Annotated in this window: 25 protein-coding genes; 8 read left to right on the plus strand and 17 right to left on the minus strand. The window is 68.1% G+C overall.

The annotated features are described in order from the left end of the window. Positions 1-10 precede the first annotated feature (10 nt). Positions 11-1,288, plus strand: coding sequence for a sulfotransferase family protein (locus tag B9N43_RS11505; RefSeq protein WP_145842336.1), 1,278 nt, complete (start codon positions 11-13; stop codon positions 1,286-1,288). Positions 1,289-1,384: 96 nt separating this feature from the next. Here the strand turns inward: B9N43_RS11505 and B9N43_RS11510 are convergent, their stop codons facing one another. The 4 genes from B9N43_RS11510 to B9N43_RS11525 are packed head-to-tail and all read right to left on the minus strand — an operon-like array spanning position 1,385 to position 3,777. Then, entirely contained in the window at positions 1,385-1,687 is a 303-nt protein-coding gene (locus B9N43_RS11510) for a DUF167 domain-containing protein (protein ID WP_145842337.1), read from the minus strand. Further along, positions 1,684-2,253 (minus strand): YggT family protein, encoded by a 570-nt coding sequence (locus tag B9N43_RS11515; RefSeq protein ID WP_145842338.1) that lies wholly within the window; start codon positions 2,251-2,253, stop codon positions 1,684-1,686. The genes B9N43_RS11510 and B9N43_RS11515 overlap by 4 nt, the downstream gene beginning before the upstream one ends. After that, on the minus strand, positions 2,253-3,077 hold the full coding sequence (gene proC / locus B9N43_RS11520) for a pyrroline-5-carboxylate reductase (protein WP_145842339.1): 825 nt from the start codon (positions 3,075-3,077) through the stop codon (positions 2,253-2,255). Before proC ends, B9N43_RS11515 begins: the two co-directional genes overlap by 1 nt. Positions 3,078-3,096: 19 nt before the next feature. Continuing rightward, a complete protein-coding gene (locus B9N43_RS11525; RefSeq protein WP_145842340.1) occupies positions 3,097-3,777 on the minus strand; it encodes a YggS family pyridoxal phosphate-dependent enzyme in 681 nt (226 codons plus the stop codon). Positions 3,778-3,901: 124 nt separating this feature from the next. Between B9N43_RS11525 and B9N43_RS11530 the strand changes: the two genes are divergently transcribed. Then, positions 3,902-4,945, plus strand: coding sequence for a type IV pilus twitching motility protein PilT (locus B9N43_RS11530; protein WP_145842341.1), 1,044 nt, complete (start codon positions 3,902-3,904; stop codon positions 4,943-4,945). A gap of 100 nt (positions 4,946-5,045) precedes the next feature. Beyond that, entirely contained in the window at positions 5,046-6,182 is a 1,137-nt protein-coding gene (locus tag B9N43_RS11535) for a PilT/PilU family type 4a pilus ATPase (protein ID WP_145842342.1), read from the plus strand. Between the two features lie 166 nt (positions 6,183-6,348). On the opposite strand, the gene B9N43_RS11540 is transcribed toward B9N43_RS11535, so the two are convergent. Further along, positions 6,349-6,696 (minus strand): FKBP-type peptidyl-prolyl cis-trans isomerase, encoded by a 348-nt coding sequence (locus tag B9N43_RS11540; RefSeq protein ID WP_145842343.1) that lies wholly within the window; start codon positions 6,694-6,696, stop codon positions 6,349-6,351. A gap of 171 nt (positions 6,697-6,867) precedes the next feature. Beyond that, positions 6,868-7,695 carry a symmetrical bis(5'-nucleosyl)-tetraphosphatase gene (locus B9N43_RS11545; protein WP_145842344.1) on the minus strand — a complete coding sequence of 276 codons (828 nt, stop codon included), beginning with the start codon at positions 7,693-7,695 and terminating at the stop codon, positions 6,868-6,870. A 17-nt stretch (positions 7,696-7,712) separates the two neighbouring features. On the opposite strand from B9N43_RS11545, the gene B9N43_RS11550 reads away from it, so the two are divergent. Beyond that, entirely contained in the window at positions 7,713-8,756 is a 1,044-nt protein-coding gene (locus B9N43_RS11550) for a glycosyltransferase family 9 protein (protein ID WP_145842345.1), read from the plus strand. Here B9N43_RS11550 and B9N43_RS11555 read toward each other — a convergent pair. The 4 genes from B9N43_RS11555 to B9N43_RS11570 form a co-directional block, all read right to left on the minus strand. Continuing rightward, on the minus strand, positions 8,716-10,554 hold the full coding sequence (locus B9N43_RS11555; protein WP_315904544.1) for a nucleoside-diphosphate sugar epimerase/dehydratase: 1,839 nt from the start codon (positions 10,552-10,554) through the stop codon (positions 8,716-8,718). The two genes, B9N43_RS11550 and B9N43_RS11555, sit on opposite strands and share 41 nt — an antisense overlap. After that, positions 10,551-11,528, minus strand: coding sequence for an MraY family glycosyltransferase (locus B9N43_RS11560; RefSeq protein ID WP_145842346.1), 978 nt, complete (start codon positions 11,526-11,528; stop codon positions 10,551-10,553). The genes B9N43_RS11555 and B9N43_RS11560 overlap by 4 nt, the downstream gene beginning before the upstream one ends. A gap of 46 nt (positions 11,529-11,574) precedes the next feature. After that, a complete protein-coding gene (locus B9N43_RS11565) occupies positions 11,575-12,579 on the minus strand; it encodes an NAD-dependent epimerase (protein ID WP_145842347.1) in 1,005 nt (334 codons plus the stop codon). A 182-nt stretch (positions 12,580-12,761) separates the two neighbouring features. Next, positions 12,762-13,523 (minus strand): glycosyltransferase family 2 protein, encoded by a 762-nt coding sequence (locus tag B9N43_RS11570; RefSeq protein WP_145842348.1) that lies wholly within the window; start codon positions 13,521-13,523, stop codon positions 12,762-12,764. A 243-nt stretch (positions 13,524-13,766) separates the two neighbouring features. Here B9N43_RS11570 and waaC point away from each other — a divergent pair, with 243 nt between their 5' ends. From waaC to B9N43_RS11590, 4 genes are all read left to right on the plus strand, one after another. Next, positions 13,767-14,747 (plus strand): lipopolysaccharide heptosyltransferase I, encoded by a 981-nt coding sequence (gene waaC, locus B9N43_RS11575; RefSeq protein WP_145842349.1) that lies wholly within the window; start codon positions 13,767-13,769, stop codon positions 14,745-14,747. Further along, positions 14,744-16,255, plus strand: coding sequence for a lipid IV(A) 3-deoxy-D-manno-octulosonic acid transferase (waaA, locus tag B9N43_RS11580; RefSeq protein WP_222428717.1), 1,512 nt, complete (start codon positions 14,744-14,746; stop codon positions 16,253-16,255). The genes waaC and waaA overlap by 4 nt, the downstream gene beginning before the upstream one ends. Before the next feature lie 250 nt (positions 16,256-16,505). After that, complete coding sequence (locus tag B9N43_RS11585) at positions 16,506-16,973, plus strand: mobile mystery protein A (RefSeq protein ID WP_145842350.1); 468 nt, start codon at positions 16,506-16,508, stop codon at positions 16,971-16,973. Between the two features lie 5 nt (positions 16,974-16,978). Continuing rightward, the gene (locus B9N43_RS11590) at positions 16,979-17,575 is read left to right on the plus strand and encodes a mobile mystery protein B (protein ID WP_145842351.1); all 597 of its coding nucleotides are present in this window, start codon (positions 16,979-16,981) and stop codon (positions 17,573-17,575) included. 323 nt (positions 17,576-17,898) lie between these two features. Here the strand turns inward: B9N43_RS11590 and B9N43_RS11595 are convergent, their stop codons facing one another. The 7 genes from B9N43_RS11595 to B9N43_RS11625 form a co-directional block, all read right to left on the minus strand. Continuing rightward, on the minus strand, positions 17,899-19,236 hold the full coding sequence (locus B9N43_RS11595; protein WP_145843546.1) for a TolC family outer membrane protein: 1,338 nt from the start codon (positions 19,234-19,236) through the stop codon (positions 17,899-17,901). An 11-nt stretch (positions 19,237-19,247) separates the two neighbouring features. After that, positions 19,248-19,571 carry a rhodanese-like domain-containing protein gene (locus B9N43_RS11600; protein ID WP_145842352.1) on the minus strand — a complete coding sequence of 108 codons (324 nt, stop codon included), beginning with the start codon at positions 19,569-19,571 and terminating at the stop codon, positions 19,248-19,250. Positions 19,572-19,589: 18 nt separating this feature from the next. After that, on the minus strand, positions 19,590-20,243 hold the full coding sequence (locus tag B9N43_RS11605) for a protein-L-isoaspartate O-methyltransferase family protein (RefSeq protein WP_145842353.1): 654 nt from the start codon (positions 20,241-20,243) through the stop codon (positions 19,590-19,592). Between the two features lie 69 nt (positions 20,244-20,312). Then, positions 20,313-23,384, minus strand: coding sequence for an efflux RND transporter permease subunit (locus tag B9N43_RS11610; protein ID WP_145842354.1), 3,072 nt, complete (start codon positions 23,382-23,384; stop codon positions 20,313-20,315). 10 nt (positions 23,385-23,394) lie between these two features. After that, complete coding sequence (locus B9N43_RS11615) at positions 23,395-24,423, minus strand: efflux RND transporter periplasmic adaptor subunit (protein ID WP_145842355.1); 1,029 nt, start codon at positions 24,421-24,423, stop codon at positions 23,395-23,397. A 22-nt stretch (positions 24,424-24,445) separates the two neighbouring features. Further along, positions 24,446-25,093, minus strand: coding sequence for a TetR/AcrR family transcriptional regulator (locus tag B9N43_RS11620; protein ID WP_145842356.1), 648 nt, complete (start codon positions 25,091-25,093; stop codon positions 24,446-24,448). 46 nt (positions 25,094-25,139) lie between these two features. Beyond that, positions 25,140-26,309 carry a class I SAM-dependent methyltransferase gene (locus tag B9N43_RS11625; RefSeq protein ID WP_145842357.1) on the minus strand — a complete coding sequence of 390 codons (1,170 nt, stop codon included), beginning with the start codon at positions 26,307-26,309 and terminating at the stop codon, positions 25,140-25,142. Positions 26,310-26,329 lie beyond the last annotated feature (20 nt).

The following is a 26,329-nucleotide window of genomic DNA, read 5'->3' on the forward strand; positions in this document are numbered from 1 at the left end:
AGGTTCCGCCATGAACGACACTGCACCCGCTTCCGTTCGCATCACCGATCTGGCTCGACCGCGTCTTCCGCTGCCTTTGAGGACGGTCAACTGGTTGGGGCAGCCCTGGGCCCGATCGCTGATCGGGCTGGACATGACGGAGCTGATGAATACCGCCCGGCGGCAGGCCGGACTCGACGACTTCGGCCCGGACTCGTCCTTCCTCGAACCGCTGCGCACGCTGCTGTTCTGCCTGGACAAGGAAGCCGACCTGAGTTTTCTTGGGCGAATCGGCGCGCGCCGCTTCATTCTTCAGCAATTGCAGAACCGTTTGCTGATCGAGGACGTCATCCGTCGCCATCCGGAAATCCTCGCCGAAAAAATCGAACGGCCGATCATCATCGCCGGCCTTCCCCGCACCGGGACCACGCATTTGCACAGCCTGTTGTCCCAGGACCAGAACCTCCAGTACCTGGCCTACTACGAATTGCTGGAGCCCGTGCTTTCCGCCAGGGAGCAAACCAGCGGCAACGGCCAGGATCCGCGCATCGCGCGTTGCCGGCAGTCCCTGGAAACCCTGGACTGGATGATGCCTTACTTCCAGCGGATGCACGAACTGTCGGTCGAGGGGTGCCACGAGGAAATCAACATCTTCACCATCCATTTTTCTTCGATGCTGTTCGAGAACATGTACCGCTGCCCGACCTACCGGGACTGGTACCGCCAGGCGGACCATCGTCCGGCCTACGATTTCTTGAAGCGCGTGCTCCAGATGTTCCAGTGGCAGCGGCGCTCCCAGGGGCAGCGCTGGGTGCTGAAGTCGCCCCAGCACCTGGAAACGCTGGATGCCCTGATCGACACGTTCCCCGATGCCCGCATCGTCCAGACTCACCGCGACCCGGTCCGCATCACCGCTTCCACACTGGTGATGGACACCTATGGCAAGCGGATGGCCACGCGCGAGGTGGACCTGCGGATCAACGGCCGCTACTGGAGCCGGCGGGTGGAAGACCTGCTGTACGGCGCCATGGAGGGACGTCGCAAATTGCCGCAGGAACAAGTGACGGACGTGATATTTCCGGAGTTCATCAAGGACCAGATCGGCACGGTGGAACGGTTGTACCGCTTTTTCGAACTGCCCTTCACCGAGCAGGCGCGGCAGGCCATGGCGGCCTTCATCGCGGCCAACCCCAAGGGGCGGCATGGCACGGTCGATTACGTTCTCGAGGATTTCGGCATCGATCCCCAGGAACGGCGGGCGGCCCTGCGCCCTTACCAGACGCAGTATGGGGTGCCTGACGAAGAATAGCTTTTGGCTCGCCCCCTTTCGGCTCGCCTGAGCTTGACGAAGGGCCGGTACTGAATCTCGCCGAAGGACTCGGGCGGGCGGACTTAACAGCGTTTCCTAACCCGGATCGTCCCCCAGCAATCGCCGTTGCGTCGTATCTGCGTCCATGCCGGCCACGGCGATTTTTTTGGTGCGCGATGTCTGGCCGGCAACCAGGCTGACCCGGCTCTTGGCAATGCCCAGTTGTTCGGCGATGAACTCCACCAGGCAGGCGTTGGCCTTGCCGTCCACGGGTGGCGCCGCCAGGCGGATCTTCAGCGCCTCGCCGTGCAGGCCCGCCACTTCGGTGCGCTTGGCGCCGGGCTGGACGTGCAGCGCCAGCACCACGCCGTCGCCCTGCGGTCGCAGCCAGGCGCTCACCGCATCGGCATCAAGAGCGCGCCGAACAGGCTGGTCAGCACCGCCAGCAGCAACTGGATCGCCAGCAGCGCCGCCAGCGGCGACAGGTCCACGCCGCCGATGGGCGGGATCAGGCGCTGGAAGGGCCGCAGCAGCGGCTGGGCAAGCGCGTTGACCACCGGCGCCATCGGCGCGTAGGGATTGATCCAGGAAAGCAGGGCGGCGACGATGATCACGCCTTGCGCCAGCCAGGCCGCCAGCTTCAAGGTTTCCAGCAGGGCCAGCAGCGCCACCAGACCCACCGCCTCCAACGGGCCGCCACCGAGGCCGCCCAGGCCATGGGCCAGGCCCAGGTAGAGCCCCTGCGCAAGCCAGGCCAGCACCAGACTGGCGAGATCGAGTCCCCAGGCGCTGGGGATCACGCGCCGCGCCGGGCGCACGGCCCAGTCGGTCACCGCCACCAGGAACTGGGCGATCGGATTGCGGTAGGGCGCCCGCGCCCATTGCAGGGCGAAGCGGGCCAGGAGGGCGAGGCTGAGAAAGCCCGCCAGGACGTCCAGCACCATCAGGAACAGGCGAATCAACATTATTCCTCCGCACCCAGCAGCTCGCACAGCTCCCGGCCGCGCTGGTTGGCGGCGGCGGTGCCGCGGCGGATGGCGGCCATCACGCCGTCGGCCTCGAAGCTGTTCAAGGCGGCCTCGGTGGTGCCGCCCTTGGAGGTCACCCGCTGGCGCAGCACGGCGACCGACTCCGCGCTCTGCCCGGCCAGGCGGGCGGCGCCGACGAAGGTCTCGACGGTCATCAGGCGCGCCGTGGCGTCGTCGAAGCCGAGATCGCGGGCGGCGTTCTCCAGCGCTTCCATCAGATAGAAGACGTAACCAGGGCCGCTGCCGGAAATGGCGGTGACCGCGTCCATCTTGGCCTCGTCGTCGATCCACAGGGTGCGACCGACGGCGCCGAGGATTTTCTCCGCCATGCCCTGGCCCTCCCGATCCACGCTGGGATCGGCGTAGAGGCCGGTCAGGCCGGCGCCGATCAGGGCCGGAGTGTTGGGCATGCAGCGCACCAGGCGGCGATAGGATGCCGCGCCGCCCAGCCAACGGGAAATGTCGGCCAGGCGCAGGCCGGCGGCGATGCTGATCACCAGTTGCCCGCCGAGCTTGCCCGCCAGCGGTTGCAGCGCCGCGCGCATCACCTGCGGCTTCACCGCCAGCACCAGCACCTCGCAATTGAGGGCGGCGGCGTCCACGCCCGCCACGCAGCGCACGCCGTAGGCCGCGGTCAGCTTCTCGCAGGCCTCCGCCTGCGGCTCCACCACCTGGATGCCGGCCGCCGAATAGCCCTGTTGCCGCAAGCCGCCAATGAGGGCGTTGGCCATGTTGCCGCCGCCGAGGAATGTGATTTTCATGGAACCTCCAGAGTGTGTCTCACCGTTCGCCAAACACCGCCGTACCCACCCGCACGAGGGTGGCGCCTTCGGCGATGGCGCATTCCAGGTCGCCGGACATGCCCATCGACAGGGTGTCCAGCGCCAGGCCACCGGCGTTCAATTCGTCGCGCAATTGTCGCAGCAAGGCGAAGCGGCCGCGCAGCAGCCCAAGATCGTCCGTCGGCTCGGGAATCGCCATCAGGCCGCGCAGACGCAGACCCGGCAGCGCCGCGATGGCGCGCGCCAGGGGCATCGCCTCGTGCGGCGCGCAGCCGCTCTTGCTGGCCTCGCCGCTGACATTGACCTGCAGGCAGACGTTGAGCGGCGGCAGGTTTGCCGGCCGCTGTTCCGCCAGGCGCTGGGCGACCTTCAGGCGCTCGACGGAATGGACCCAGTCGAAGCGTTCCGCCACCGGCCGGGTCTTGTTGCTTTGCAGGGGGCCGATGAAGTGCCATTCGAGTCCGGCATCGGCCAGGGCGTCGATCTTGGCGGCGGCCTCCTGCACGTAGCTTTCGCCGAACGCCCGCTGGCCGCACTCGGCGGCGGCGCGGACGGCGGTCGCCGGCCAGGTCTTGCTCACCGCGAGCAGGCTCACGGACTCCCGTCCCCGTCCGGCGGCCGCGCAGGCAGCGGCGATGCGGGCATTGACGGCTTGCAGGTTGGCGGCGATGGATGTCATATACTGTTCGGGGAAACGCTGATTGAGTCCGTTCGTGCCAGGCCCTTCGACAGGCTCAGCCCGAACGGGCGGCTTGTTCGGCGTCTCTTCGAAGTATACCCGCCCCCATCTTCGGAAGGTCTTCATGGATATCACCGAACTGCTGGCCTTCGTGGTCAAGAACAAAGCGTCCGACCTGCATCTGTCGTCCGGCCTGCCGCCGATGATCCGCGTCCACGGCGACATCCGGCGCATCAACCTGCCGCCGATGGAGCACAAGGACGTGCATGCGATGATCTACGACATCATGAACGATGGTCAGCGCAAGTTCTACGAGGAAAACCTGGAGTGCGACTTCTCCTTCGCGGTGCCCGGCCTGGCCCGTTTTCGGGTCAATGCCTACGTCCAGCAGCGTGGCGCGGCGGCGGTATTGCGGACCATTCCCTCCAAGGTGCTGACCCTGGAGCAGCTCAACTGCCCCAAGAGCTTCAAGGACATCGCCAACCAGCCCCGGGGCATCGTGCTGGTCACCGGCCCCACCGGCTCGGGCAAATCCACGACGCTGGCGGCGATGGTCGACGACATCAACGAGAACGAATACGGCCACATCCTGACGGTGGAGGATCCGATCGAATTCGTCCATGAATCGAAGAAGTGCCTGATCAACCAGCGCGAGGTGGGGCCCCACACCCTGTCGTTCGCCAACGCGCTGCGCTCGGCCCTGCGCGAGGACCCGGACGTGATCCTGGTGGGCGAAATGCGCGACCTGGAAACCATCCGCCTGGCGCTGACGGCGGCGGAAACGGGCCATCTGGTGTTCGGCACCCTGCACACCTCCAGCGCCGCCAAGACGGTGGACCGGATCGTCGACGTCTTCCCCGCCGCCGAGAAGGAGATGGTGCGCGCGATGCTCTCCGAATCCCTGCGCGCGGTGATCTCCCAGGCGCTGCTGAAGACCAAGGACGGCAGCGGCCGGGTGGCGGCCCACGAGATCATGATCGGCACGCCGGCGATCCGCAACCTGATCCGGGAAAACAAGATCGCCCAGATGTATTCGGCGATCCAGACCGGCCAGCAGTACGGCATGCAGACCCTGGACCAGAACCTGCAGGACCTGGTCCGGCGCAATATCGTCTCCGCGGCCGAAGCCCGCAGCAAGGCGGCCAACAAGGATAATTTCGCCGGCTGAGGCCGGCGAAATTATCCTTGTCGAAACTCGGCCCGCCCCTCCCATCCTCCCCTCACGGGGAGGCTTCTAGTAAGAGCCGCAAGCGGCTAAGGATTTAAAAATGGAACGCGACGAGGCACTCAAATTCATGTACCAGCTGCTGGCCATGATGGTCCAGAAGAAGGGTTCCGACCTGTTCATCACCGCCGGCTTCCCGCCGGCGATCAAGATCGACGGCAAGATGACACCGGCCACCACCCAGCCCCTGACGCCCCAGCACACCATGGAACTGGCGCGGGCGGTGATGAACGACAAGCAGGCGGCCGAGTTCGAGGCCAGCAAGGAATGCAATTTCGCCATCTCGCCGGCCGGCATCGGCCGCTTCCGGGTGAATGCCTTCGTCCAGCAGGGCCGCACCGGCCTGGTGCTGCGGACCATCAACACCACGATCCCTGATTTCGACGAGCTCAAGCTGCCCCAGGTGCTGAAGGAAGTGGCGATGACCAAGCGCGGCCTGGTGCTGTTCGTCGGCGGAACCGGCTCGGGCAAATCCACTTCGCTGGCGGCCATGATCGGCTACCGCAACCAGAATTCCTACGGCCACATCATCACCATCGAGGATCCGGTCGAATACGTGCACGACCACCGGAACTGCGTGATCACCCAGCGCGAGGTGGGCGTGGATACCGAGTCCTGGGAGGCGGCACTGAAGAACACGCTGCGCCAGGCGCCTGACGTGATCCTGATCGGCGAGATTCGCGACAGGGAGGTGATGGAGCACGCTATCGCCTTTGCCGAAACCGGTCACCTGGCGATGGGCACGCTCCACGCCAACAACTCCAACCAGGCGCTGGACCGGATCATCAACTTCTTCCCGGAGGAGCGCCGGCCGCAACTGCTGATGGACTTGTCGCTGAACCTCAAGGCCGTCGTGTCCCAGCGCCTGATCCCCCTGAAGGAGGGCAAGGGCCGGGCGGCGGCCGTGGAAATCCTGCTCAACTCGCCCCTGATTTCCGACCTGATCGGCAAGGGCGAGGTCCACGGCATCAAGGAGATCATGAAGAAATCCCGCGAGCTGGGGATGCAGACCTTCGACCAGGCCCTGTTCGACCTGCACGAAGCGGACAAGATCAGCTATGAGGACGCCTTGCGCTTCGCCGACTCGATGAACGAGGTGCGGCTGATGATCAAACTCAACGGCAAGGACGCCAAGGAAAAGGACGTCAACGCCGGCATCCAGAATCTGGACATCGTCTGAGTGTGAAAACGTAGCTTTTCCGCCGCGCCGTCGCAAGGGAAAGCGGCACGCGCCGCCAGGCGCAAACGGGATGCTGCCGCCACGGCAGCTCCCCGTGACTTTCGAGCACAGCGAGCCGATGAGAACCCCCCGCGAGGGGAGCGAAGGGGGGCGAGCGTCAGTTCGCTCAGTCGATCTCCAGCAGTTCCACCTCGAACACCAGCGTCGCGTTGGGCGGAATCACGCCGCCGGCGCCGCGCGGACCGTAGCCCAGATGGGGCGGGATGGTGAGGCGGCGCACGCCGCCGATCTTCATGCCCTGCACCCCCTGGTCCCAGCCGGCGATGACCTGGCGGCCGCCCAGGTGGAATTCGAAAGGCTCGTTGCGGTCGCGGCTGGAATCGAACTTCCGCCCGTCGGTGAGCCAGCCGGTGTAATGGACCAGCACCCACTGCCCGGCGGCGGCTTCGGCGCCATCGCCGACGCTGATGTCCTCGATGCCGAGTTCGCTAATGTCGTTGGTATTCGTATCCATGGTGTCTTTCTCTTTAGGTTAAAAAACAGCTTTTCCGCCGCGCCGCCGCAAGGAAAAGCGGCACGTGGCGCCAGCCGCATCCTATCGGTGCCGCCACAACGTTCCCCGTAATATCGAGCGCAGCGAGCCAGAGAGAACCCCCCGGAGGGGGCGAAGGGGGGCGAGCCCTTTTCACCCCCAGTCGCCAGACTGCACATGGACGCGGCAAGGCAACTGGAACACCCGCCGGTCCTCCAGCCGCACCGCGGTCAGGGAGCCGCCCCACAGGCAACCGGTGTCGAGCGCCAGCAAGCGGGGTTCGACGCGCAGCCCCAGCGCCGACCAGTGGCCGCAGATCAGCGTGTGGTCGGCGCTGGCCCGTCCCGGTACGGCGAACCAGGGCATCTGCCCGGGCGGCGCCGAATCCAGCGCGCCCTTGGAACGGAAATCCATCACGCCCTCGGCGCTGCAAAAGCGCATCCGGGTCATGGCGTTGACCACCACCCGCAGCCGCTCCCAGCCCGCCAGATCGTCGCGCCAGGCGGCGGGTTCGGAGCCCCACATGCGGGCCAGGAACTGGCGGTAGTCGGGCGCGCGCAGCGCGCGGCTCACTTCCGCCGACAGCTCGGCGGCCTGGGCCACGGACCATTGGGGCAGGAGGCCGGCATGCACCATCGCGTAGTCGCCCTCGACGTGGAACAGCGGACAGCCGCGCAGCCAGTCCAGCAGCTCGTCGCGGTCGGGCGCGGCCAGCACCGCCTGCAGGGTGTCGTCGCTGTTGGTGCGGCCGTGGCCTTCGGCCTGCATGATAAGATGCAGATCGTGATTGCCCAGCACCACCACGGCCCTCTCGCCCAGCGAATGCACGAAGCGCAGGGTTTCCAGGGACTGGGTGCCGCGATTGACCAGGTCGCCGACGAACCAGAGCCGGTCGTTGCGGGCATCGAAATTCAATTCGTCCAGCAGTTGGGTCAGGGCATCGAAACAGCCCTGGATGTCACCGATCGCATACGTCGCCATAGTTCCCGCAGTCTACCGTGACTATCCTGCCCACGCCCCGCATCCTGGTGATCCGCCGCGACAACATCGGCGATCTGGTATGCACCACGCCGCTGATCCACGCGCTGCGCCAGCGCTTTCCCCAGGGCTGGCTGGGGGCGCTGGTGAATAGCTACAACGCCCCGGTGCTGAGCGGCAGCCCCGATCTCGACGAGCTCTTCGTCTACACCAAGGCCAAGCATCGCGAGACTGGGGAGAGCCTGCCGGGCATCTTCTGGCGGCGCCTGCGGATGCTGCGCCGCCTGCGGCGGATGGGCCTGGACGACGTGATCATCGCCACGCCGCTGCCGCAGGCGCGCATGGTGCGCCTGGCCCGCTGGCTGAAGCCGCGGCGGGTGATCGCCTTCGGCCCTTGCGGCGCCGACCTGGAACTGCCGCTGACCACGGAGCCGCTGCATGAAGTGGAGCACGTGTTCCGCGTCGCCCGCGAGTACGGCATCGAGGGCGCGCCGCCGGCCTGCCGCATCCAATCCGCCGCCGCCCAAACCCATGGGGCCGACGCCGACCGCATCGCGATCCACATCAGCGCCCGCAAACCGTCGCAACGCTGGCCGGCGGAACGCTTCGTGGCCCTGATCCGGATGCTGCGCCAGACGCATCCCGGCCTGCGCTTCCGCCTGCTGTGGGCGCCCGGCCCGGCCGACGACCCGCGCCATCCGGGGGACGACGAGAAGGCCCGCAGCATTCTCCAGGCGCTGGACGCCCAGGGCGCTCCGGACGCCCCGGACACCGAACGCCCGATCGAGCCGGTCGCCACCCGCACCCTGCCGGAATTGATCCAGGCCCTGGCCGGCTGCGGCGCGCTGATCTGCGCCGACGGCGGCGCGATGCACCTGGGGGCGGGCCTGGGCCTGCCCATCGTCTGTCTGTTCGGCGATTCGAGCACCGAGCGCTGGCGCCCCTGGGAGGTGCCCTGCCGCGTGCTGCAAAAACCCTCGCGTCAGGTGACCGACATCGCGGTGGAGGAAGTGGCCGCCGCCTTCAATGCTCTGCGGGGCGGTATTCCGGCACCCAGCCCCTGAGACCCGCCTTCACCTCGTATTCGGTGCGGGTCGGCGCCGCCAGCCATTCCTCCACGCCGCGCAGCCAGTCGGCGCCGGGGGTGCCGTTTTCCTTGTTGATGCGCAGCTTGGCGTGGTGCGTCGGCAGCGTGGTCCCGCCGTCGGCCAGCAACTCCTCGTAGAGCTTCTCGCCGGGGCGCAGGCCGGTGAATTCGATCGGAATCTCGCGCTCGCTGAAGCCCGAGAGCCGGATCATGTCGCGCGCCAGGTCCACGATCTTGATCGGCGCGCCCATGTCGAGCACGAAGGTTTCGCCGCCGCCGCCCATCAGGGCCGCCTGCAACACCAATTGGGCGGCTTCGGGAATCAGCATGAAATAGCGCACGATCTCCGGGTGGGTGACGGTGACCGGACCGCCGCGCGCGATCTGCTCGCGGAACTTGGGAATCACGCTGCCGCTGGAACCGAGCACGTTGCCGAAGCGCACGGTGACGAAACGGGTGGTGTGTCCGCCCTGGTGCTGCAGCGCCTGGCAGACCCGCTCCGCCAGGCGCTTGCTGGCGCCCATGACGCTGGTGGGATTGATCGCCTTGTCGGTGGAGACCAGCACGAACTTGCCCACGCCCTGGCTCATCGCGGCGCGGGCCGCGCCCAGCGTGCCCAGCACGTTGTTCTTCACCGCGGCCCAGGCGTTCTCACCCTCCATCAGCGGCACGTGCTTGTAGGCGGCGGCATGGAACACCACCTCGGGGCGGTGGCGGGCCATCACATGGCGCAGGGCGATCTCGTCCTTGGTGTCGCCCACCACGCAGGCGATGGGCAGGCGCGGATAGGCGACGGAGAACTCCTGCTCGATCATGTACAGAGCGAATTCGGACAACTCGTGGAACACCAGCCGGCCGGGGTCGAAGCGGGCCACCTGGCGCGCCAGTTCCGCGCCGATCGAGCCGCCGGCGCCGGTCACCAGCACCGTGCGATTTTCCAGCAGCCCGTGCAGGCCCGGGCTGTCCAGTTGCACCGGCGCCCGGCCCAGCACGTCCTCCAGGTCCACGTGGCGCACTTCGGACACCGACACCTTGCCGGCCAGCACGTCGGTCAAGGCGGGGATGGTCATCACGTTGAGGCCCGCGTCGACCGCCAGTTCGATCGCGCGGCGGCGGGCGTCGCTGTTGTCGCCGGGAATGGCGACGATGACATGGCCGACGCCGAGGCGGCTGGCCTGCGCCGCCACCTGGTCGAGGCGGCCGAGGACCGTGGTGCCGTGGATCTGACGGCCCAGCTTGCTGCCGTCGTCGCTCAGCAGACCGAGCACCTGCCAGCGGATGTTCTGGGTCAGCGCCCGCAGCAGGGTCACCGCCACCTCGCCGGCGCCCATCACCAGCACCGGCGTGGCGTCCGGCGGACGCGGCGTGAGCAGGTCGCCGTCCTTCCAGGCGCGGTAGAGGAAACGGCTGCCCCCCATCAGGATCACCAGCAGGATCGGGTTCAGCACCGAAATGCCGGCCGGCAGATTCGCCAGCCGGCCCTGCAGCCAGAGCAGCGCCGGCACCGCCAGGGCGGCGGTGCCGGAAGCCAGCATGATGCGGCGCAGGTCCGGAATGCTGGCGAACCGCCAGATGCCGCGATAGAGGCCGAAGTACATGAAAATGGCCCCTTCCAGGGGAAGCACCCAGGCCAGATCCAGCAGCATGGTCGGAACCTGGTTGATGGGAATCGAGAAATCGTAGGCCAGACCGTAGGCGGACATCCAGGCCAGGACCGCGGCGGCGAGGTCGTAGGTCATGGCGACCAGCATGCGCCAATTGATGCGTTGTTTCACGACTGGCTCCGATGCCGCCGCCACATGCGGTCGACGCACCCCAGCAGCGCCAGAAACCCGCCCAGGCAGACACCCAGCGCGGGCCAGAGCAGGGCCGGCGATGCCTGGCGCAACGCCAGGGCGGCCGCGGCGCAGCCCGCCATCAGCGCGTAGGCCGCGCCGGCCAGGCGGCGATGGCTCCAGCCCATGCGCACCAGGCGTTGATAGTAGTGCTCGCGATGGGCCTGCCACACCCGCTCCCCGGAGAGCGCCCGGCGCCCCAGGGTGATCGTGGCGTCGGCCAGGAAGGGCAGGAACACCAGGCAGGGAAACCAGCCCGGCCACAGATCGAGGCGAACGCCCCACAGCCCGAGGACGGCGGCCAGGAAACCCAGGGGCACCGAGCCGGCGTCCCCCATGAAGCAGCGCGCCGGCGGAAAGTTGAACACCAGGAAACCGGCACTGGCGGCGGCCAGGCTTCCGCACACGGCCGCCAGCCCCGGCTGCTGCGGCCAGGCGGCCAGCGCGTAGGCGCCGAAGCCGAACAGGGCCATGCCGCCGGCCAGGCCGTCGGCGCCGTCCATGAAGTTGAACAGGTTCGCGCACCAGGCGATGACCAGGGCGAGCAGCGCCACCCGCCACCCGTCGGCGCCGGCCAGCAGCAGCCCGGCGGCGACGGCGGCGGCGCCCAGATGGGCGGCAAGCCGCACCATCACGGGCAGGCTGCGGCGATCGTCGGCAAACGACAGCAGGCCGAGCGCCAGGGCCAGCAGCAGCAGGCCGCGCGCCGCAGGCATCAGCGCGGCGGCGCAGGCCAGCGCGGCGGGCAGCAGCACCAGGCCGCCGATGCGCGGCGTCGGCCGGCTGTGCAGGGAGCGGTCGTTGGGAATGTCGGCGGCGATCGCCAGGGCCCGACCGCTTTTCAGCAAAAACCCCAGAGCGGCGGCGGTCAGGAGCGCCGGCACCGGAATCAGCAGCAGTTCGTGCTCCGTCATCGCACCGCGACCTTCCTGCCCGGACCGTCGGCGCAAGAGGCCGCCATCAGGCGTAGTACGCCCGGTACCAGGCCACGAAACGGGCAATGCCCTCGGCCAGGGGGGTGGACGGCGCGAAGCCGGTGGCGGCGCGCAAGGCGGCGGTGTCGGCGTAGGTGGCGGGCACGTCGCCGTCCTGCATCGGCAGGAAGTTCTTGACGGCCTCCCGGCCCAGGGCCTGCTCCAGGGTGGCGATGAATTCCATCAGCTCCACCGGCTGGTGGTTGCCGATGTTCATCACCCGGTAGGGCGCCCAGCTGCCGGCCGGGTCGGGGCGTTCCTTGTCGAACGCCGGATTCGCCGCCGGCGGGCGCTCGGCGATGCGCAGCACGCCTTCGACGATGTCGTCGATGTAGGTGAAGTCGCGCTGCATCCGGCCCTCGTTGTACACGTCGATGGCGCGGCCTTCCAGGATGGCCTTGGTGAAGCCGAAATAGGCCATGTCGGGGCGGCCCCAGGGGCCATACACGGTGAAAAACCGCAGCCCGGTGGTGGGCAGGCCGTAGAGATGGCTGTAGGCGTGGGCCATCAGTTCGTTGGCCTTCTTGGTGGCGGCGTAGAGGCTGACCGGATGATCGACGTTGTCGCCCTCGGCGAAGGGCATCCGGGTGTTGCCGCCATAGACGCTGGAGCTGCTGGCATACACCAGATGCTCGACGCGCTGGTGGCGGCAGCCTTCCAGCACATTCACGAAGCCCGTGAGGTTGCTGTCGGCGTAGGCATTGGGATTCTTCAGGGAATAGCGCACGCCGGCCTGGGCCGCCAGGTGGATCACCCGCCGCGGCCGCTCGGCGGCGAACAGCGCGGCCATGCCCTCGCGGTCGGCCAGGTCCAGGCGCTGGAAGCGGAAGTTGGCGTGCGGCGCCAGGCGCGCCAGGCGCGCCTCCTTGAGGGACACCGCGTAGTAGTCGTTGAGGTTGTCGATGCCGACCACGTCCTCGCCCGCCGCCAGCAGGCGCTCGCAGACGTACATGCCAATGAAGCCGGCACAGCCGGTGACCAGGATTTTCATGCTAACGCTCATGGAAAGGAGATTTCCGCACCGGTGCATGAAATACGCGAAGGGCAGGAAAGCCCTCCCCCTCCCAGCCTCCCCCTCTCCGGGGGAGGTGACGGTATCGGCTCGCTGCGCTCGTATGTTTGATCTGCTGTTTCAATTTGCTGTTTCACGTTAACGCGCCAATACCCGCGGCATTACTGCCGTTCTGACCGAAAGGCCAACATTTTCGCATACTTGAAAAAAGTGTTCGTGCAGCCGATCACGATGTGCACCAGTCCGGGCAGACCATCCAGAAAGCCCCGGCGCAGACAATAGAACTTGAAGAAACGCAGCGGCGGACCGAGCAGCAGACGCGCCACGCCGGGACGCTTGCCGCGGGCCAGCGCCTCGCGCGCGGCCAGGGTGGTGTAGCGGTTCTGCTTGGCCAGGTAGCCCTCCAGGGTCTCGGCGGAATCGTGGAGCAGGTCGCCGCGCAGCTCGCCGACCGGGACGCCGGTCAGCACCTTCTCATGCACCGCGTCGTCGGACCAGCGCGCCTGGCGGCGGTCGAACAGGCGCAGGCTCCAGTCCGGGTAACCCTCGCCGTGACGCAGGTAGCGGCCCATGAAGCGGTTGCAGCGGGGGAAGCGATAGGCGCCGTGGTCCGGGTCCGCCAGCGCCGCCTCGATACTTCGGGCCAGCGCGGGGCTCACCCGCTCGTCCGCGTCCAGGCAGAGCACCCAGTCATGCGCCGCCTGCTCCACCGCGAACTGTTTCTGCGGGCCGAAGCCGCGCCAGGGCTCCTCGATCACCCGCGCGCCGTGGTCCCTGGCCAGGGCCACGGTGCCGTCCGCGCTGCCCGAGTCGACGACCACGATCTCGTCGCAGAACGCCAGGCTGTCCAGGCAGGGCGCCAACTGGGAAGCCGCATCGCGGACGATCAGGACGGCGGACAGGGGGACGCGGCGGGAAAGCATGGCTGGCTATAATCCGGCGGGTTGCACGAGGACGTCATTCTAGGGTCTGTTCCCATTCGGCCACCGGTCGCAAGTCACACGGGTCGCGAGTCAGGGAAATAATTGTATCTCTCAAGGATACAATCATCGAACATCGACTCAGACCAAAAATGCGATCCCGCTCCCTGTCTGACGCATAGATTCATGACTTTCCATGACGCCTCACATTGTAGCCCACAGGGAACCAATACACCGGCCTGGCCCATGCGTATCCTATTGATCAAAACATCCTCCCTCGGCGACGTCGTCCATAACCTGCCCCTGGTCACCGACCTGGCGCGGCGGCGGCCGGACGCGCGGATCGACTGGATGGTGGAGGAAGGTTTCGTGGACATCCCGCGGCTCCACCCGGCGGTGCGGCGGGTGATTCCGGTGGCGCTGCGGCGCTGGCGCGGGCAATTGTTGCGCCGTGACACCTGGCGCGAAATCGCCGCCTTCCGCGCGCTGTTGCGCGCCGAAGCCTACGACGTGGTGCTGGACAGCCAGGGGCTGATCAAGAGCGCGCTGCTGACCGCCCAGGCACGCCTCGCACCCGGCGGCACGCGCTGCGGCTATGGCCGGGAAGCCGCCCGCGAACCGCTGGCGGCACGCGCCTACGACCGGGGTTTCGGCATCCCCAGGAACGCCCACGCCGTGGAACGCAACCGCTGGCTGGCGGCCGCGGCTTTCGGCTACACCCCCGACCTGCCGCTCGACTACGGCATCGCCGCGCCGCCCCTGGCGGCCGATTGGCTGCCCGCCGCGCGCGCCTACGCGGTGCTGCTGACCGGCACCTCGCGCGCCGACAAGCTCTGGCCCGAGGCCCACTGGGTGGAACTGATGCGCGCCCTCGCTGGCGCCGGACTGCGCGCGGTGCTGCCGGCCGGCAGCGGCGAAGAGCGGCAGCGCGCGGCGCGCCTGGCCGCCGCGGTGCCCGGCGCGCTGGCCGCGCCGCCGCTGGCGGTGGCGCAACTGGCCGGCCTGTTCGCCGGCGCCGCCCTGGTGGTGGGGCTGGACACCGGCCTCACCCACCTCGCCGCCGCCCTCGACCGCCCCACCGTGGCGCTGTTCGCCGGTTCCGATCCGGAATTGACCGGGGTCCATGCCGGCCCCCGCGCCGTCAACCTCGGCCGCCCCGGCGCCGCACCGACCCCGGCCGAGGCCATCGAGGCCGCCCGGCGCCTGTTGACGCCCGTCACGGCATGACGCGCCGCCTCTACACCTGCGCCGTCTTCCTGCTGCTGCCCTGGGCCCTGCTGCACCTGTTGCTGCGCAGCCGGCGCCAGCCCGAATACCGCCGCCACTGGATGGAACGCTTCGGCTGCTACCGTCATGCGCCGGAGCCGGCCCGCGCCGCCGGGCAACCGCCCGTGGTCCCTGTCAGCGGAGAGGAGACGGAGGAAAGGACGCCGCGCCGCATGGCCGCCCAAAGGCGCGGCAGCGTATCGACCGGAGGCCACGCCAGTGGCCGAACCGCCGTCACCCCCTCCCCCGGGGAGGGGGTCGGGGGGAGGGCTTCCCAGTTCCCCACGGGGTTCGCCCCGCGAACCCCCTCCCCCGGGGAGGGGGCCGGGGGGAGGGCTCATGGGCAGACTCCACTGATCTGGCTCCACGCCGTCTCCGTCGGCGAGACCCGCGCCGCCCAGCCGCTGGTGGCGGCCCTGCGCCAGCGCTATCCCGGCCACCGCATCCTCATCAGCCACATGACGCCCACGGGCCGCCAGACCGGCGAGGAACTGTTCGGCGACGGCATCGAACGCTGCTACCTGCCCTACGACACCCCCGGCGCCGTGGCCCGCTTCCTGGATTGCTGGGCGCCCCGCTTCGGCCTGGTGATGGAAACCGAGCTGTGGCCCAACCTGATCGCCGCCTGCCGGGATCGGGGCATCCCCCTCGTGCTGGCCAACGGGCGGCTTTCCGCCCGCTCGGCGCGGCGCTACGCCCGCCTGCCGGGGCTGGTGGCCGGGGCGCTCCGCGATCTGGCCGGCGTCGCCGTCCAGACCGAGGCCGAGGCCGACCGTTTCCGCGCCCTGGGCGCCGCCGACGTGACCGTGCTGGGCAATGTGAAGTTCGACATCACGCCGCCGCCCGAGCGCCTGGCCTTGGGCCAGGACTTCCGCCGCCGCATCGGCTCCCGCCCCGTGTTCCTCTGCGCCAGTACCCGGGAGGGCGAAGAAGCCCTGATCCTGGCGGCCTGGCGCACGACACCCCGCACAGACAATGCCCTGCTGGTGCTGGTGCCGCGCCACCCGCAACGGTTTGATGAAGCGGCGGCCTTGGCGGGCAGCCAGGGCTTTCGCGTCCAGCGCCGCAGCGACGATGCCGCCGTGGCGCCGGACACCGACGTCTGGATCGGCGACAGCCTGGGCGAAATGTTCGCCTACTACGCCGCCTGCGACGTCGCCTTCGTCGGCGGCAGCCTGCTCGACTTCGGCTGCCAGAACCTGATCGAGGCCTGCGCCGTGGGCAAGCCCGTGCTGATCGGCCCGTCCACCCATAACTTCGCCGAGGCCGCCGCCAACGCCCTTGCCACCGGCGCGGCGCGGCAGGTGGCGGACGCGGAAGGCTTGGTGGCCGCCGCGTCTGCGCTGCTCAAGGACGAATCCGACCGCGCGGCCATGGGCGCCGCCGGCAGCCGCTTCGCCGCCACCCATCGCGGCGCGACGGCGCGGACGCTGGCATGGGTGGACGAGGTGTTGGCGCGGGGGAAGTAAACCGCTGGCCGAAGCACTCGCAAAGCGAGCCAATAGAACCTGAAAACCGGACTGCAAGCCACAGAGATCACAGAGAAAAACCATGGATTGCCAACGCTGGATCGCTCACCCGCACGGTGATGCGGCCAACCGGGGTTTTAAGGATGAATCCGTTTGGCTTGATTTTGCATTAAGACGCAATTATAAATCTATATTTATTGCTATATAATGCAATAAATTGGGTTGACACATTGCATCAAAGCGCAAAATAATGGGATCGAACTTCACCGAACTCAAGCTCCGCCAACTCGACGCCATGCTCAGCCGCTGGCGCGCCGCCGATTTACCGCCGCGTCCCCCATCGGGTTGGCTGAAAGCCATTCGAGAGGCCCTGGGCATGACCGCAACCCATCTGGCCCACAAACTCGGCGTGTCCACTTCCACCGTCACGCGCCTCGAAACCTCCGAAGCCGACGATGCCATCAGTCTCGGCACCCTGCGTCGCGCCGCCGAGGCGCTGGGCTGCGAGCTGCAATACGCGCTGGTACCGAAAAAAACGCTGGCCGATACGCTGGAAGCGCGCGCCGCCGCCCTGGCCCATGAGCAGATGGCGGCCGTCAGCCACACCATGGCGCTGGAAGCGCAAGCCACTTCGCCGGACGCCGTCGAGGCGCAAACCCGCGCCCTGGCCGAAAGTCTGCTCAAGGGTTCGCGGCGCGCGCTGTGGCGGGAAAGTTGAGACCGATGGCCGCCAACCCTCCCGTCAATCTTGACTACCCGCCCGGCGCCACACCGCTTGATGCCGACGAACTGGCCAGCCTGATCCCGGACCACCTCGCCACCCAGGCCGAGCTCAACGAGTGGGAACAGCTCAACATCGTCGAGGGCGACAAATGGGCACGCAGACAGCGCAAGGAAATCCTCACTGAGACCTTCCTGCGCCAACTCCATGAACGGATGTTTGGCGAAACCTGGCGCTGGGCCGGAGATTTCCGCAAATCCGACAAGAACATCGGTGTCGATTGGCTCTACATCGGCGTCGAGCTCCGAAAGTTGCTCGATGACGTGCGCTACCAGGTCGAGCACGGCAGCTTTCCGGCGGATGAAATCGCCGTCCGCTTCCATCATCGCCTGGTTGCCATCCACCCATTTGCCAACGGCAATGGGCGCCATGCCCGGATGATGGCCGACTTGCTCGTTGAGCGCCTGGGCAAGCCGCGCTTCAGTTGGGGCAGTCACAACCTGGCGGATGCCAGCGACACCCGGCGCAATTACATCGCCGCCCTGCGAGCCGCCGACACCCGCGACATTGCGCCACTGCTCGCCTTTGCGCGGAGCTGATCAAGCCAGAACCTCATCGAAGCCTGCGCCGTGGGTACGCTCGTGCTGACCGGTTTTCCCTTCTACAACCTATCCGAGGCCGCTGCCCATCGCGGGGCGACGGCGCGGACGCTGGCATGGGTGGAAACGGTGTTGGTACGGGGGAAGTGATCTTCCTTATCCTCTTCCCGCTGATCGCACTCCGTGTAGAGTATCGGCATGGCGCCCACTGTTCTTCGCGAAGGCCAATCAGTTATCGAAACCCACCTTGCATTGATCTTTCGGTCCAGTCCATTCGCGACCCTGAAAACTTTCCTCTGGTTGCCAGCACCGCGGACTAACTTTCACTCCAGCAAGGCGTTGATCGCCGCCAGGTCTGCCTCGGCCAGGGTGCCGGCGGCGGCCTTCAGGCGCAGTTGCGCGACCAGGGTGTCGAGGCGGGCCTTCACCAGGCGCTGGCGGGTGTCGTAGAACTGGCTCTGGGCGTTGAGCACGTCGATGTTGGTGCGCACCCCCACCTCGAAACCCAGCTTGTTCGAGTCCAGGGCGGACTGGGAGGACTTCAGCGCCGCTTCCAGGGCGTTCACCTGGGACAGCCCCGCGCTCACGCCCAGATAGGCCTGGCGGGCCTGGAGCGCGGCGCCGCGGCGGGCGTTGTCGAGGTCGGACTGGGCCTTGTTCTTCAGGGCCACGGCCTGGTCCACCGCCGACGACACGGCGCCGCCGGCGTAGAGCGGTAGGGTCAGTTGCACGCCGACGGTGGTGGTGGTGGTGTCGTAGCCGGGGCCGACGCTGCCGGACAGGAAGGCGCCGGTCTGGGAGCTGCGGCCGCGGTTCGCCACCAGGTCCAGCGCGGGCAGGTGGCCGGCGCGCTGGCGGGAGATTTCCTGTTCGCTGATGCCCAACTGGGCCTGGGCCGCCGCAACCCCCGGATAACCCTGCTCGGCGCCTTCCGCCCACTTGTCGATGTTCTCCGGCTGCGGCGCCGCCAGCGGCGTGCCGGAGCGCAGGTTCTTCAGGCTCGCGTAGGTCTTGCCGGTCAGCAGCCGCAGCTGCTGGCGACGCACCACCTGGTCGTTGCGGGCGACGATTTCCTGGGCGTTGGCCAGATCGTAGCGGGCCTGGGCGTCATGGACCTCGACCACGGTCTTGGTGCCGACTTCGAAGGAGCGCTTGGCCTCTTCGAGCTGCTCGCCGATCGCCTTCTTGTTGGCTTCGGCGGCGGACAGCGCATCCTCGCTCTGCAACACGTCGAAGTAGGCCTGGGCGGCGCGCAGGATCAGGTCCTGCCGGGCCAGGCCGAACTGGGCCTCGGCCTGGGCGACCCGGTACTGGGCCTGGGTGTAGCCGGCCCAGCGGTCCCAGCGGAACAGCGGCTGGCTGAGGCTGACGCTCCAGCCGCTGGTGTGGTAGTTGGTCTTGATGTCCTGGGGTGCGGGGATCGCGGAATGGCGGTGGTAATCCAGGTCGGTGCGGCCGTTGTTGGCGGTCGCCGCGATGCTGGGCAGGAGGCCCGCCCGGCCCTGGGTCAGCGCTTCCCGGCCCGCGTCGAGGCCGGCCCGCGCGGAGGCGAACTGCGCGTCGTAGGCCGCGGCGTCGCGGTAGACGGCCAGCAGGTCCTCGCTTTGGGCGGCGTTCGCGGCGAGGCTGAGGACAAGCAGCAAGGGGCGGGCGTTTTTCATCATGGATTCCGTCAGTAGGTGGGCATGGCCGGATCGACCGTCTGCGCCCAGGCGGCGACGCCGCCGTGGAGATTGTGGAGGCGGGAGAAACCCTGCTGCTCGAGGAACATCGCCACCTGGAAGCTGCGCGCGCCGTGGTGGCAGATCGCCACGATCTCGGCTTCGGGGTCGAGTTCCGCCACCCGCAGCGGCACCGTGCGCATCGGCATCGAGCGGGAACCCTCGATGCGACATTTCTCGAATTCCCAGGGTTCACGCACATCCAGCAGCACGGGCTGCTCGCGGGCCGGATCGGCCAGCCACTGCGCCAGGTGGATCGGGGAGATCTGCTGCATGGGCCGCCTGCGCCGGTATCAGAACTGGAACGCCGGTTTCGCGACGGCGCCGGCCAGGGGCGGCGCCACGGTCTCCAGCAGGGGTTCGGTGGAAAAACTGTCGGCGCCGGTCCGGGTGATCAGCCGCGCCTGCATCACGGCGCCCCTGCCGACGATCGCGAACAGGCGGCCGCCCGGACTCAACTGCTCCAGCAGCGCACGCGGCACTTCGGCCACGGAGCCCGAGAGCATGATCGCATCGTAGGGGCCGCAGCCGGGCAGGCCGGCCAGACCGTCGCCCTGCTCCACCGTGACGTTGGCGACGCCGGCCCGTTGCAGATTGGCGCGGGCGCCGGCGGCCAGTTCGGCATTGCACTCGACGCTCCACACATGGTCGGCGACCACCGCCAGCAGGGCGGCCATGTAGCCGGAACCGGCGCCCACTTCCAGCACCTTGTCGTGCTTTTTCAATTGCAGGGCCTGCAGGGCGTGGCCCTCGATCGCCGGCGTCAGCATCACAGCGCCATGGCCCAGCGGAATCTCGGCCTCGGCATAGGCGAAATTGCGATAGGCGGCGGGCACGAAATCCTCGCGCCGCAGTTCGGACAGGGTCTCCAGCACCTCCGGGTCGAGCACCTCCCAGGGGCGGACCTGTTGTTCAATCATGTTGAATCGGGCTTGTTCCAGGTTCATGACGACTCCGATTTTTACATAAGTATATTCTAATATACAGGCGGGACGGGCTGCGCTCCAGAGCGTATTTTAGTCTTCCCGGCCGACCCGGAACCACGCCGCGTACAGCGCGGGGAGGAACAGGCAGGTGAGCGCCGTGGCGGCGAAGAGGCCGCCCATCAGGGCGACGGCCATCGGACCCCAGAACAACTGCCGGGTGAGCGGCAGCATCGCCAGGATGGCGGCGACGGCGGTCAGCGCGATGGGGCGGAAGCGCCGCACCGTGGCACCGACGATGGCGTCGTGGCGGCTCTTGCCTTCACGCTCGTCGCGCTGGATCTGGTCCACCAGGATCAGCGCGTTGCGGATGATCATGCCGGTCAGGGCGATCACGCCCAGGTTGGCGACGAAGCCGAAGGGCGCCTGGAACAGCAGCAGGCTGGCGGTGACGCCGATCATGCCCAGCGGCGCGGTGAGGATCACCAGAAAGGAAAGGCCGAGGCTCTGGGTTTGGATCATCACCAGGGAGAAGATCACCAAGGCGGCGATCGGCAGCACGGCGGACAGGGATTTTTCCATCTTGGCCGACTCGTTGATCACGCCGCCGACATCGATCCGGTAGCCGGGCGGCAGTGTGGCGCGCAGATCGTCGAACTGGGGATTGAGCAGATTCGAGGCGGTGGGCCCTTCCATGCGCTCGTCGGCGACGTCGGCGCGCACCGCGATGGTGGGCAGGCGGTCGCGGCGGCCGATCACCGCCTCCTCGAGCGTGGGCACCAGGCGCGCCACCTGGGCCAGGGGCACGTGGCGGCCGTCGCGGGTCAGCAGATCCAGCGCCGGCAGGCGGTCCAGGGAATTGCGCTCCGCCTCGGGCGCGCGCCAGACCACGTCGATCAGCCGGTCGTCCTCGCGCAGGCGGGTGATCACGGCGCCCTGCAGCCAGCCCTGGAGCGTCTGCGCCACGTCCTGGCTGGAGATGCCCAGCGCCTGCGCCCGGTTCTGGTCCACCTCGACGCGGAAGCTCTTGGCCTTTTCGTTCCAGTCGAAATTGACGTCCCGCACCAGGCCGCTGGCGCGCATTTTCGCGGCCAGGCGTTCGGCGATGCGGCGCACCTCGTCCACCTCCTCGCCGGACACGGAAAACTGCACCGGATAACCCACCGACGGGCCGGCGGCCAGGCGGTTGATGCGGACGCGGATGTGGCTGAAACCGCCATCGGCCGCGGCGACGCGCGCCTGCAGGCGGCGCATCAACGCTTCGCGCTGTTCCGGGCTGCGCGCGGTGATCACCATCTGGGCGTAGGCGCTGCTGGGCAACTGCTGTTCCAGCGTCAGCACGAAGCGCGGCGCCCCCACCCCGACATAGGACGCGACGCGGTCCACGGCCGGGTCGTCGGCCACCAGTTTTTCGAGCTTCGCCACTTCGGCCTCGGTGGCCTGCAGCGACGAGCCCTGGGGCAGATAGAAATGCACCAGCAGCTCCAGCCGCGACGAGGCGGGGAAGAAATTCCGCTGCACCAGGGAGAAGGCGGCCATGGCGACGGCGAAGGCGGCCACGGTGGCGAGGATCACCCACCAGCGGCGCCGCACGCACCAGGAGACCACGCGGTGCAGGCGCCGGTAGAAGGGCGTGTCGTAGATGTCCTCGCCGTGCGCCTGGGCGCGGGCGCGTAGCTTCTCCGGGTCGAGCAGGCGATAGCCCAGGTAGGGCGTGAACACCACCGCGACGATCCAGGACATCAGCAGGGCCGCGGTCACCACCACGAACATCGAGCCGGCGTATTCCGACACGTTGGAGTTGGCGAGAAAGATCGGCAGGAAGCCACCAGCCGTCACCAGGGTGCCGGAAAGCATCGGGAAGGCGGTATTGGTGTAGGCGAAGGTGGCCGCCTTGAAACGGTCCAGGCCCTGTTCCATTTTCACCACCATCATCTCGACGGCGATGATCGCGTCGTCGACGAGCAGGCCCAGGGCGATGATCAGGGAGCCGAACGAGATGCGGTGCAGGGTGACGTCGAAATACTGCATCAGCATCAGGGTACCGCCCAGCACCAGCGGAATCGACAGCGCCACCACCAGGCCGGTGCGCCAGCCCAGGCTGAAGAAGGACACCGCCAGAACCACCAGGATCGCCTCCAACAGGGACTGGATGAACAGGCTCACCGAGTTCTTGACGATGTCGGCCTGGTTGGCGACTTCGCGCACCTCGATGCCGCGCGGCAGCATCGCCTCCAGCGTCTTCATCTGGCGGGCGATGTCGGCGCCCAACGTCACCACGTTGGCGCCCTCGGTCATCACCACGGCGATGCCGATGGCGGGCTTGCCGCCGATGCGCATCCGCGGCTCGCCTGGCTCGGCCAGGCCGCGCCGCACCGTGGCGATGTCACCCAGGCGGAACTGGCGTCCGCCGATGGCGAGGGGACTGTCCCGCACCTCCTCCACGCTCGTCAGGGCGCCGCCGACATCGAGGCGGACGCGGTCGGCGGCGGTATCCACGAAACCGGCCGGGGCGACGGCGTTGCGCCGCACCAAAGCCTGGGAGATCTGGCCGGTGGAGATTCCCAGCGCGGCGAGCCGGCTGGCCGACGCCTCGACGTAGATCTTTTCCGAGCGCACGCCGATCAGATGCACCTTCTTCACCGCCGACACGCGCTTCAGTTCGCGGGCCAGCCGGTCGGCATGGTGCTGCAACTGCGCCAGATCGAAACCCTCGCCGGTGAGGGCGTAGATCAGCACGTCGGTGTTGTCGAACTCGTCGTTGGGGAAGGGCCCGATCACCCCCTCGGGCAGGCTGGGCTTGAGATCGTCCAGCTTCTGCCGCACCCGGGTCCACATCGCCGCCACGTCCTTGGTCGGCACGCTGCCGCTGAGCTGGAAGATGATCTGCGATTCGCCGGGCCGCGACATGGAGTTGATCTCCTCCACGTAGGACACTTCCTGCAGGGCCTGTTCGATGCGATTGGTGACCTGCTGCTCCATCTCGCGCGCGGTGGAGCCCGGCCAGTAGGTCTGGATCGCGATCACCTTGAGGGAGAACACCGGGTCCTCGTCGCGCCCCATGGTGAGGTAGGAGATGACGCCGCCGATGAGCAGCACGGCCATCAGGTACAGCACCATCTGCGGATGGCGCAGCGCCCAGGCGGACAGGTTCGGAGTCCTCATCGCCGGCCGTTCAGAATCTTCTATCGGCGTAGCGCAGCTTCTCCCCGGCGTGAATCTTGTACACGCCTGCCGCCACCACCCGCTCACCCGCCGTCAGGCCGGCACCGACCCAGGCCGCATCGTCGCTCCAGCGCAGCACCTGGACCGGACGCAGACTCACGGCGCCGTCGGCCGCGACGACCCACACCGCCACGCCGCTCTTGCCGGGTTCCTGCTGGAAGATCGCCGTATGCGGCAGGCGCAGCCCGCCATCCTGTGGCTGGTCCAGGCTCACCGTCGCCGTCATGCCCAGACCCACGGCGCCATCGCCGTCGAGCAGGGTCGCCCGGGCGTCGTAGCTGCGCGTGGCGGCGTCCGCCGTGCCGGCGATCTCGCGGATCCGGCCCCGATAGACGCGGCCGGGCACGGCCCAGAGCGTCACCTGGACGGCATCGCCGGGATGCAGGCGGGTCCGCTCGGACTCCGGGATCTGGAAGGCGACTTCGCGCTCGCCCTGCGGCGCCAGGCGCAATACCGGCTGGCCGGGCGCCAGTACCTGGCCGGGTTCCGCCAGCACCGCCGCGACCACGCCGGCGCTGTCGGCCTTCAGGGTGGCGTAGGCGTGCTGGTTGCGCGCCAGGGTCGCCTGCGCCTGCGCCAGGCGGAAGGCGACTTCCTTCGCCTCCAGCGCGGCGGGACTGACGAAATTGCGTTCCCGCAGCTCGCGGAAACGCTTCAAATCGGCCGCCGCCAGATCGCGCTGGGCCTCGGCCTGGGCCAGCTGCTGCGCCGCGTCGGCCTCGTCCAGGCGAGCCAGCGGCTGGCCGGCGCGGACCTGGGCGCCGGCATCCACCAGGCGGGCCAGCAGCTTGCCGCCGACACGGAAAGACAACACGGCCTCATGGCGTGCCCGCACCTCGCCGGCGTAATCGCGCCGGCTCGCCGCCGCGCCGCCACCGACCACCACGGTTTCCACCGCGCGCGCCACTTCCGGCGCCGGCACCGACTTGCCGCAGGCCGCGAGCAGGACGCACAACAGGGGGATCAGCCAGGGCCGCATGGGGAGTCGTCGGGCAAGAAGGTCAGCGCGGCGGGGCCAGCAGGCCGCCGTCGAACAGGAGGGAGAGGAAAGCGCTCAGATAGCTTTCCCTGTCCTGCTCCAGGGCGCTGAGGCTGCCCAGGGAATACTGCCAGATGGAGAGCATGAGCAGGGGCGCGATCAGCACGTCGGTGGTGCTTTCCAGGTCCACCGGGCGGAATTCGCCGGAGGCGATGCCCCGGGCCACGATGCCGCGCAGGAGCTCCCGCGCCCGGGCCGTGACCTTGTCGTGGTAGTAGCGGGCCACCTCGGGGAAATTGCCGGCCTCGGCCACCATGAGCTTGAGGATGCCGACGGAAGCATGCTGGGAGGAATCCTGCCACCACGCCCTGAGCAAGCGCGCCAGGGATTCCCGGGCCGACTCCTGGTGCTGGGCCAGCATCTGCTCGACGTTTTCCATGCCCCGCAGCACATCCTCCTGGATCACGGCCTTGAAAAGGGCTTCCTTGTTGTCGAAGTAGAGGTACAGGGTTCCCTTGGAAACGCCGGCGCGCGCCGCCACGTCGTCCAGGCGGGTGGCGGCGTAGCCCTTTTCCACGAACAGGGTCAGGGCGGCGGCGGCCAGTTCGCCCGGCCGCGCTTCCTTGCGGCGTTGACGGGGACGGGGCGATGGGGTGGGTCGGGTAACCATGCGACGAATTATAACCGAACGGTCAGTAAGGGCGTTTTTTATTTGGTTACAAAGGGTTGTCTGCTGCGAGATGGTCCGCGACGAATGCCGCGAAGCGCGGCGGCAGGGGCGCGTTTTCCAGGCTGCGCTGGGTGAACAGGAAGCGGCCGTCGCAGACGAAGCCCAGTTCCGCCCAATCCACCTGGTTCAGGAGCCGCGCCAGATGCGCGACGTCCGCCTCGGCGCGATGCGGGAAGAGGCCCAGCACGGCGCCGTCGAAATGGGGACTGGGGTGGGTGAAAAAGGGCGCCGCGTTGCGGGTCTTGTGATTGACGTAGATCCGCGGCGCGGCCGAGGCCGGGTGGCGCCGCCCCCACTGCCACCAGTTGCTTTCGTCGAACTTGCGCACACGCCGCGCCAGCAGGGTTTCCTTGAAGGGCTCCAGGTAGGACAGGGACTGGTCGTAGATCATGCGCCGGGTGCGTCCGGTGCGGGCGGTGTGGGAACAGACGAAGTCCGCGTTGCCCAGGGTGTCGTGGGCGAAGATCCGGTCGGCGCCGGAGACCGCCCCCACCTTGACGCTGAACACGCCGGACAGCGGCACGCCGTAACTGCCGCGGGTGAACAGCAGCTGGCCCTGGGCCAGCACCATGCGGCGGCCGTCGCGGGTGCGGTGCGCGGCGTCGCCCTTCTCGAAGCGCCAGATCGCGCAGTTCGGCGTCGCGCCGGCGAAGACGCGGGCATCGCCCAGTTCCTCGAAGTCGGTGATCGTGCCCTGCTCGAACAGCCAGGCGTTGAGCCGCGCCGCGCCGGTGGCCTTGAGAAAGTCGCGCGGCGTGATGAAGATCAGTTCGCCGCCGGGGTTCAGGTGGCGCACGCATTTCTCGATGAAATGCAGATACAGGTTGGCGTGGCCGTCCAAAAGCGGCGAGTCCAGGCGACCGCGGGTTTCCGCCAGGATGTCGCGCGCCTTCACGTAGGGCGGATTGCCGATGATGGTGTCGAAGCGCTCCGCCGCCGGGTAGGCGAAGAAGTCCGCCACCAGCGCCTGGGACGGCGCCTGCCGGGCGTCCTGCTCGATCGCCACGCAGCCGGGCAGCCGCGACGAGAAGGCGCCGTCGCCGCAGGACGGCTCCAGCACCCGGCCCCGGTTTCGGATCAGGCCGAGCATGCGCAGGACGATGGCCGGCGGCGTGAACACCTGGCCGCGGCGGTCGATATCCAGAACAGGGGGCATGGCAGCGAAAGCGGTAGAAT

This window comes from Denitratisoma sp. DHT3 (assembly GCF_007833355.1).
GTDB lineage: Bacteria > Pseudomonadota > Gammaproteobacteria > Burkholderiales > Rhodocyclaceae > Denitratisoma.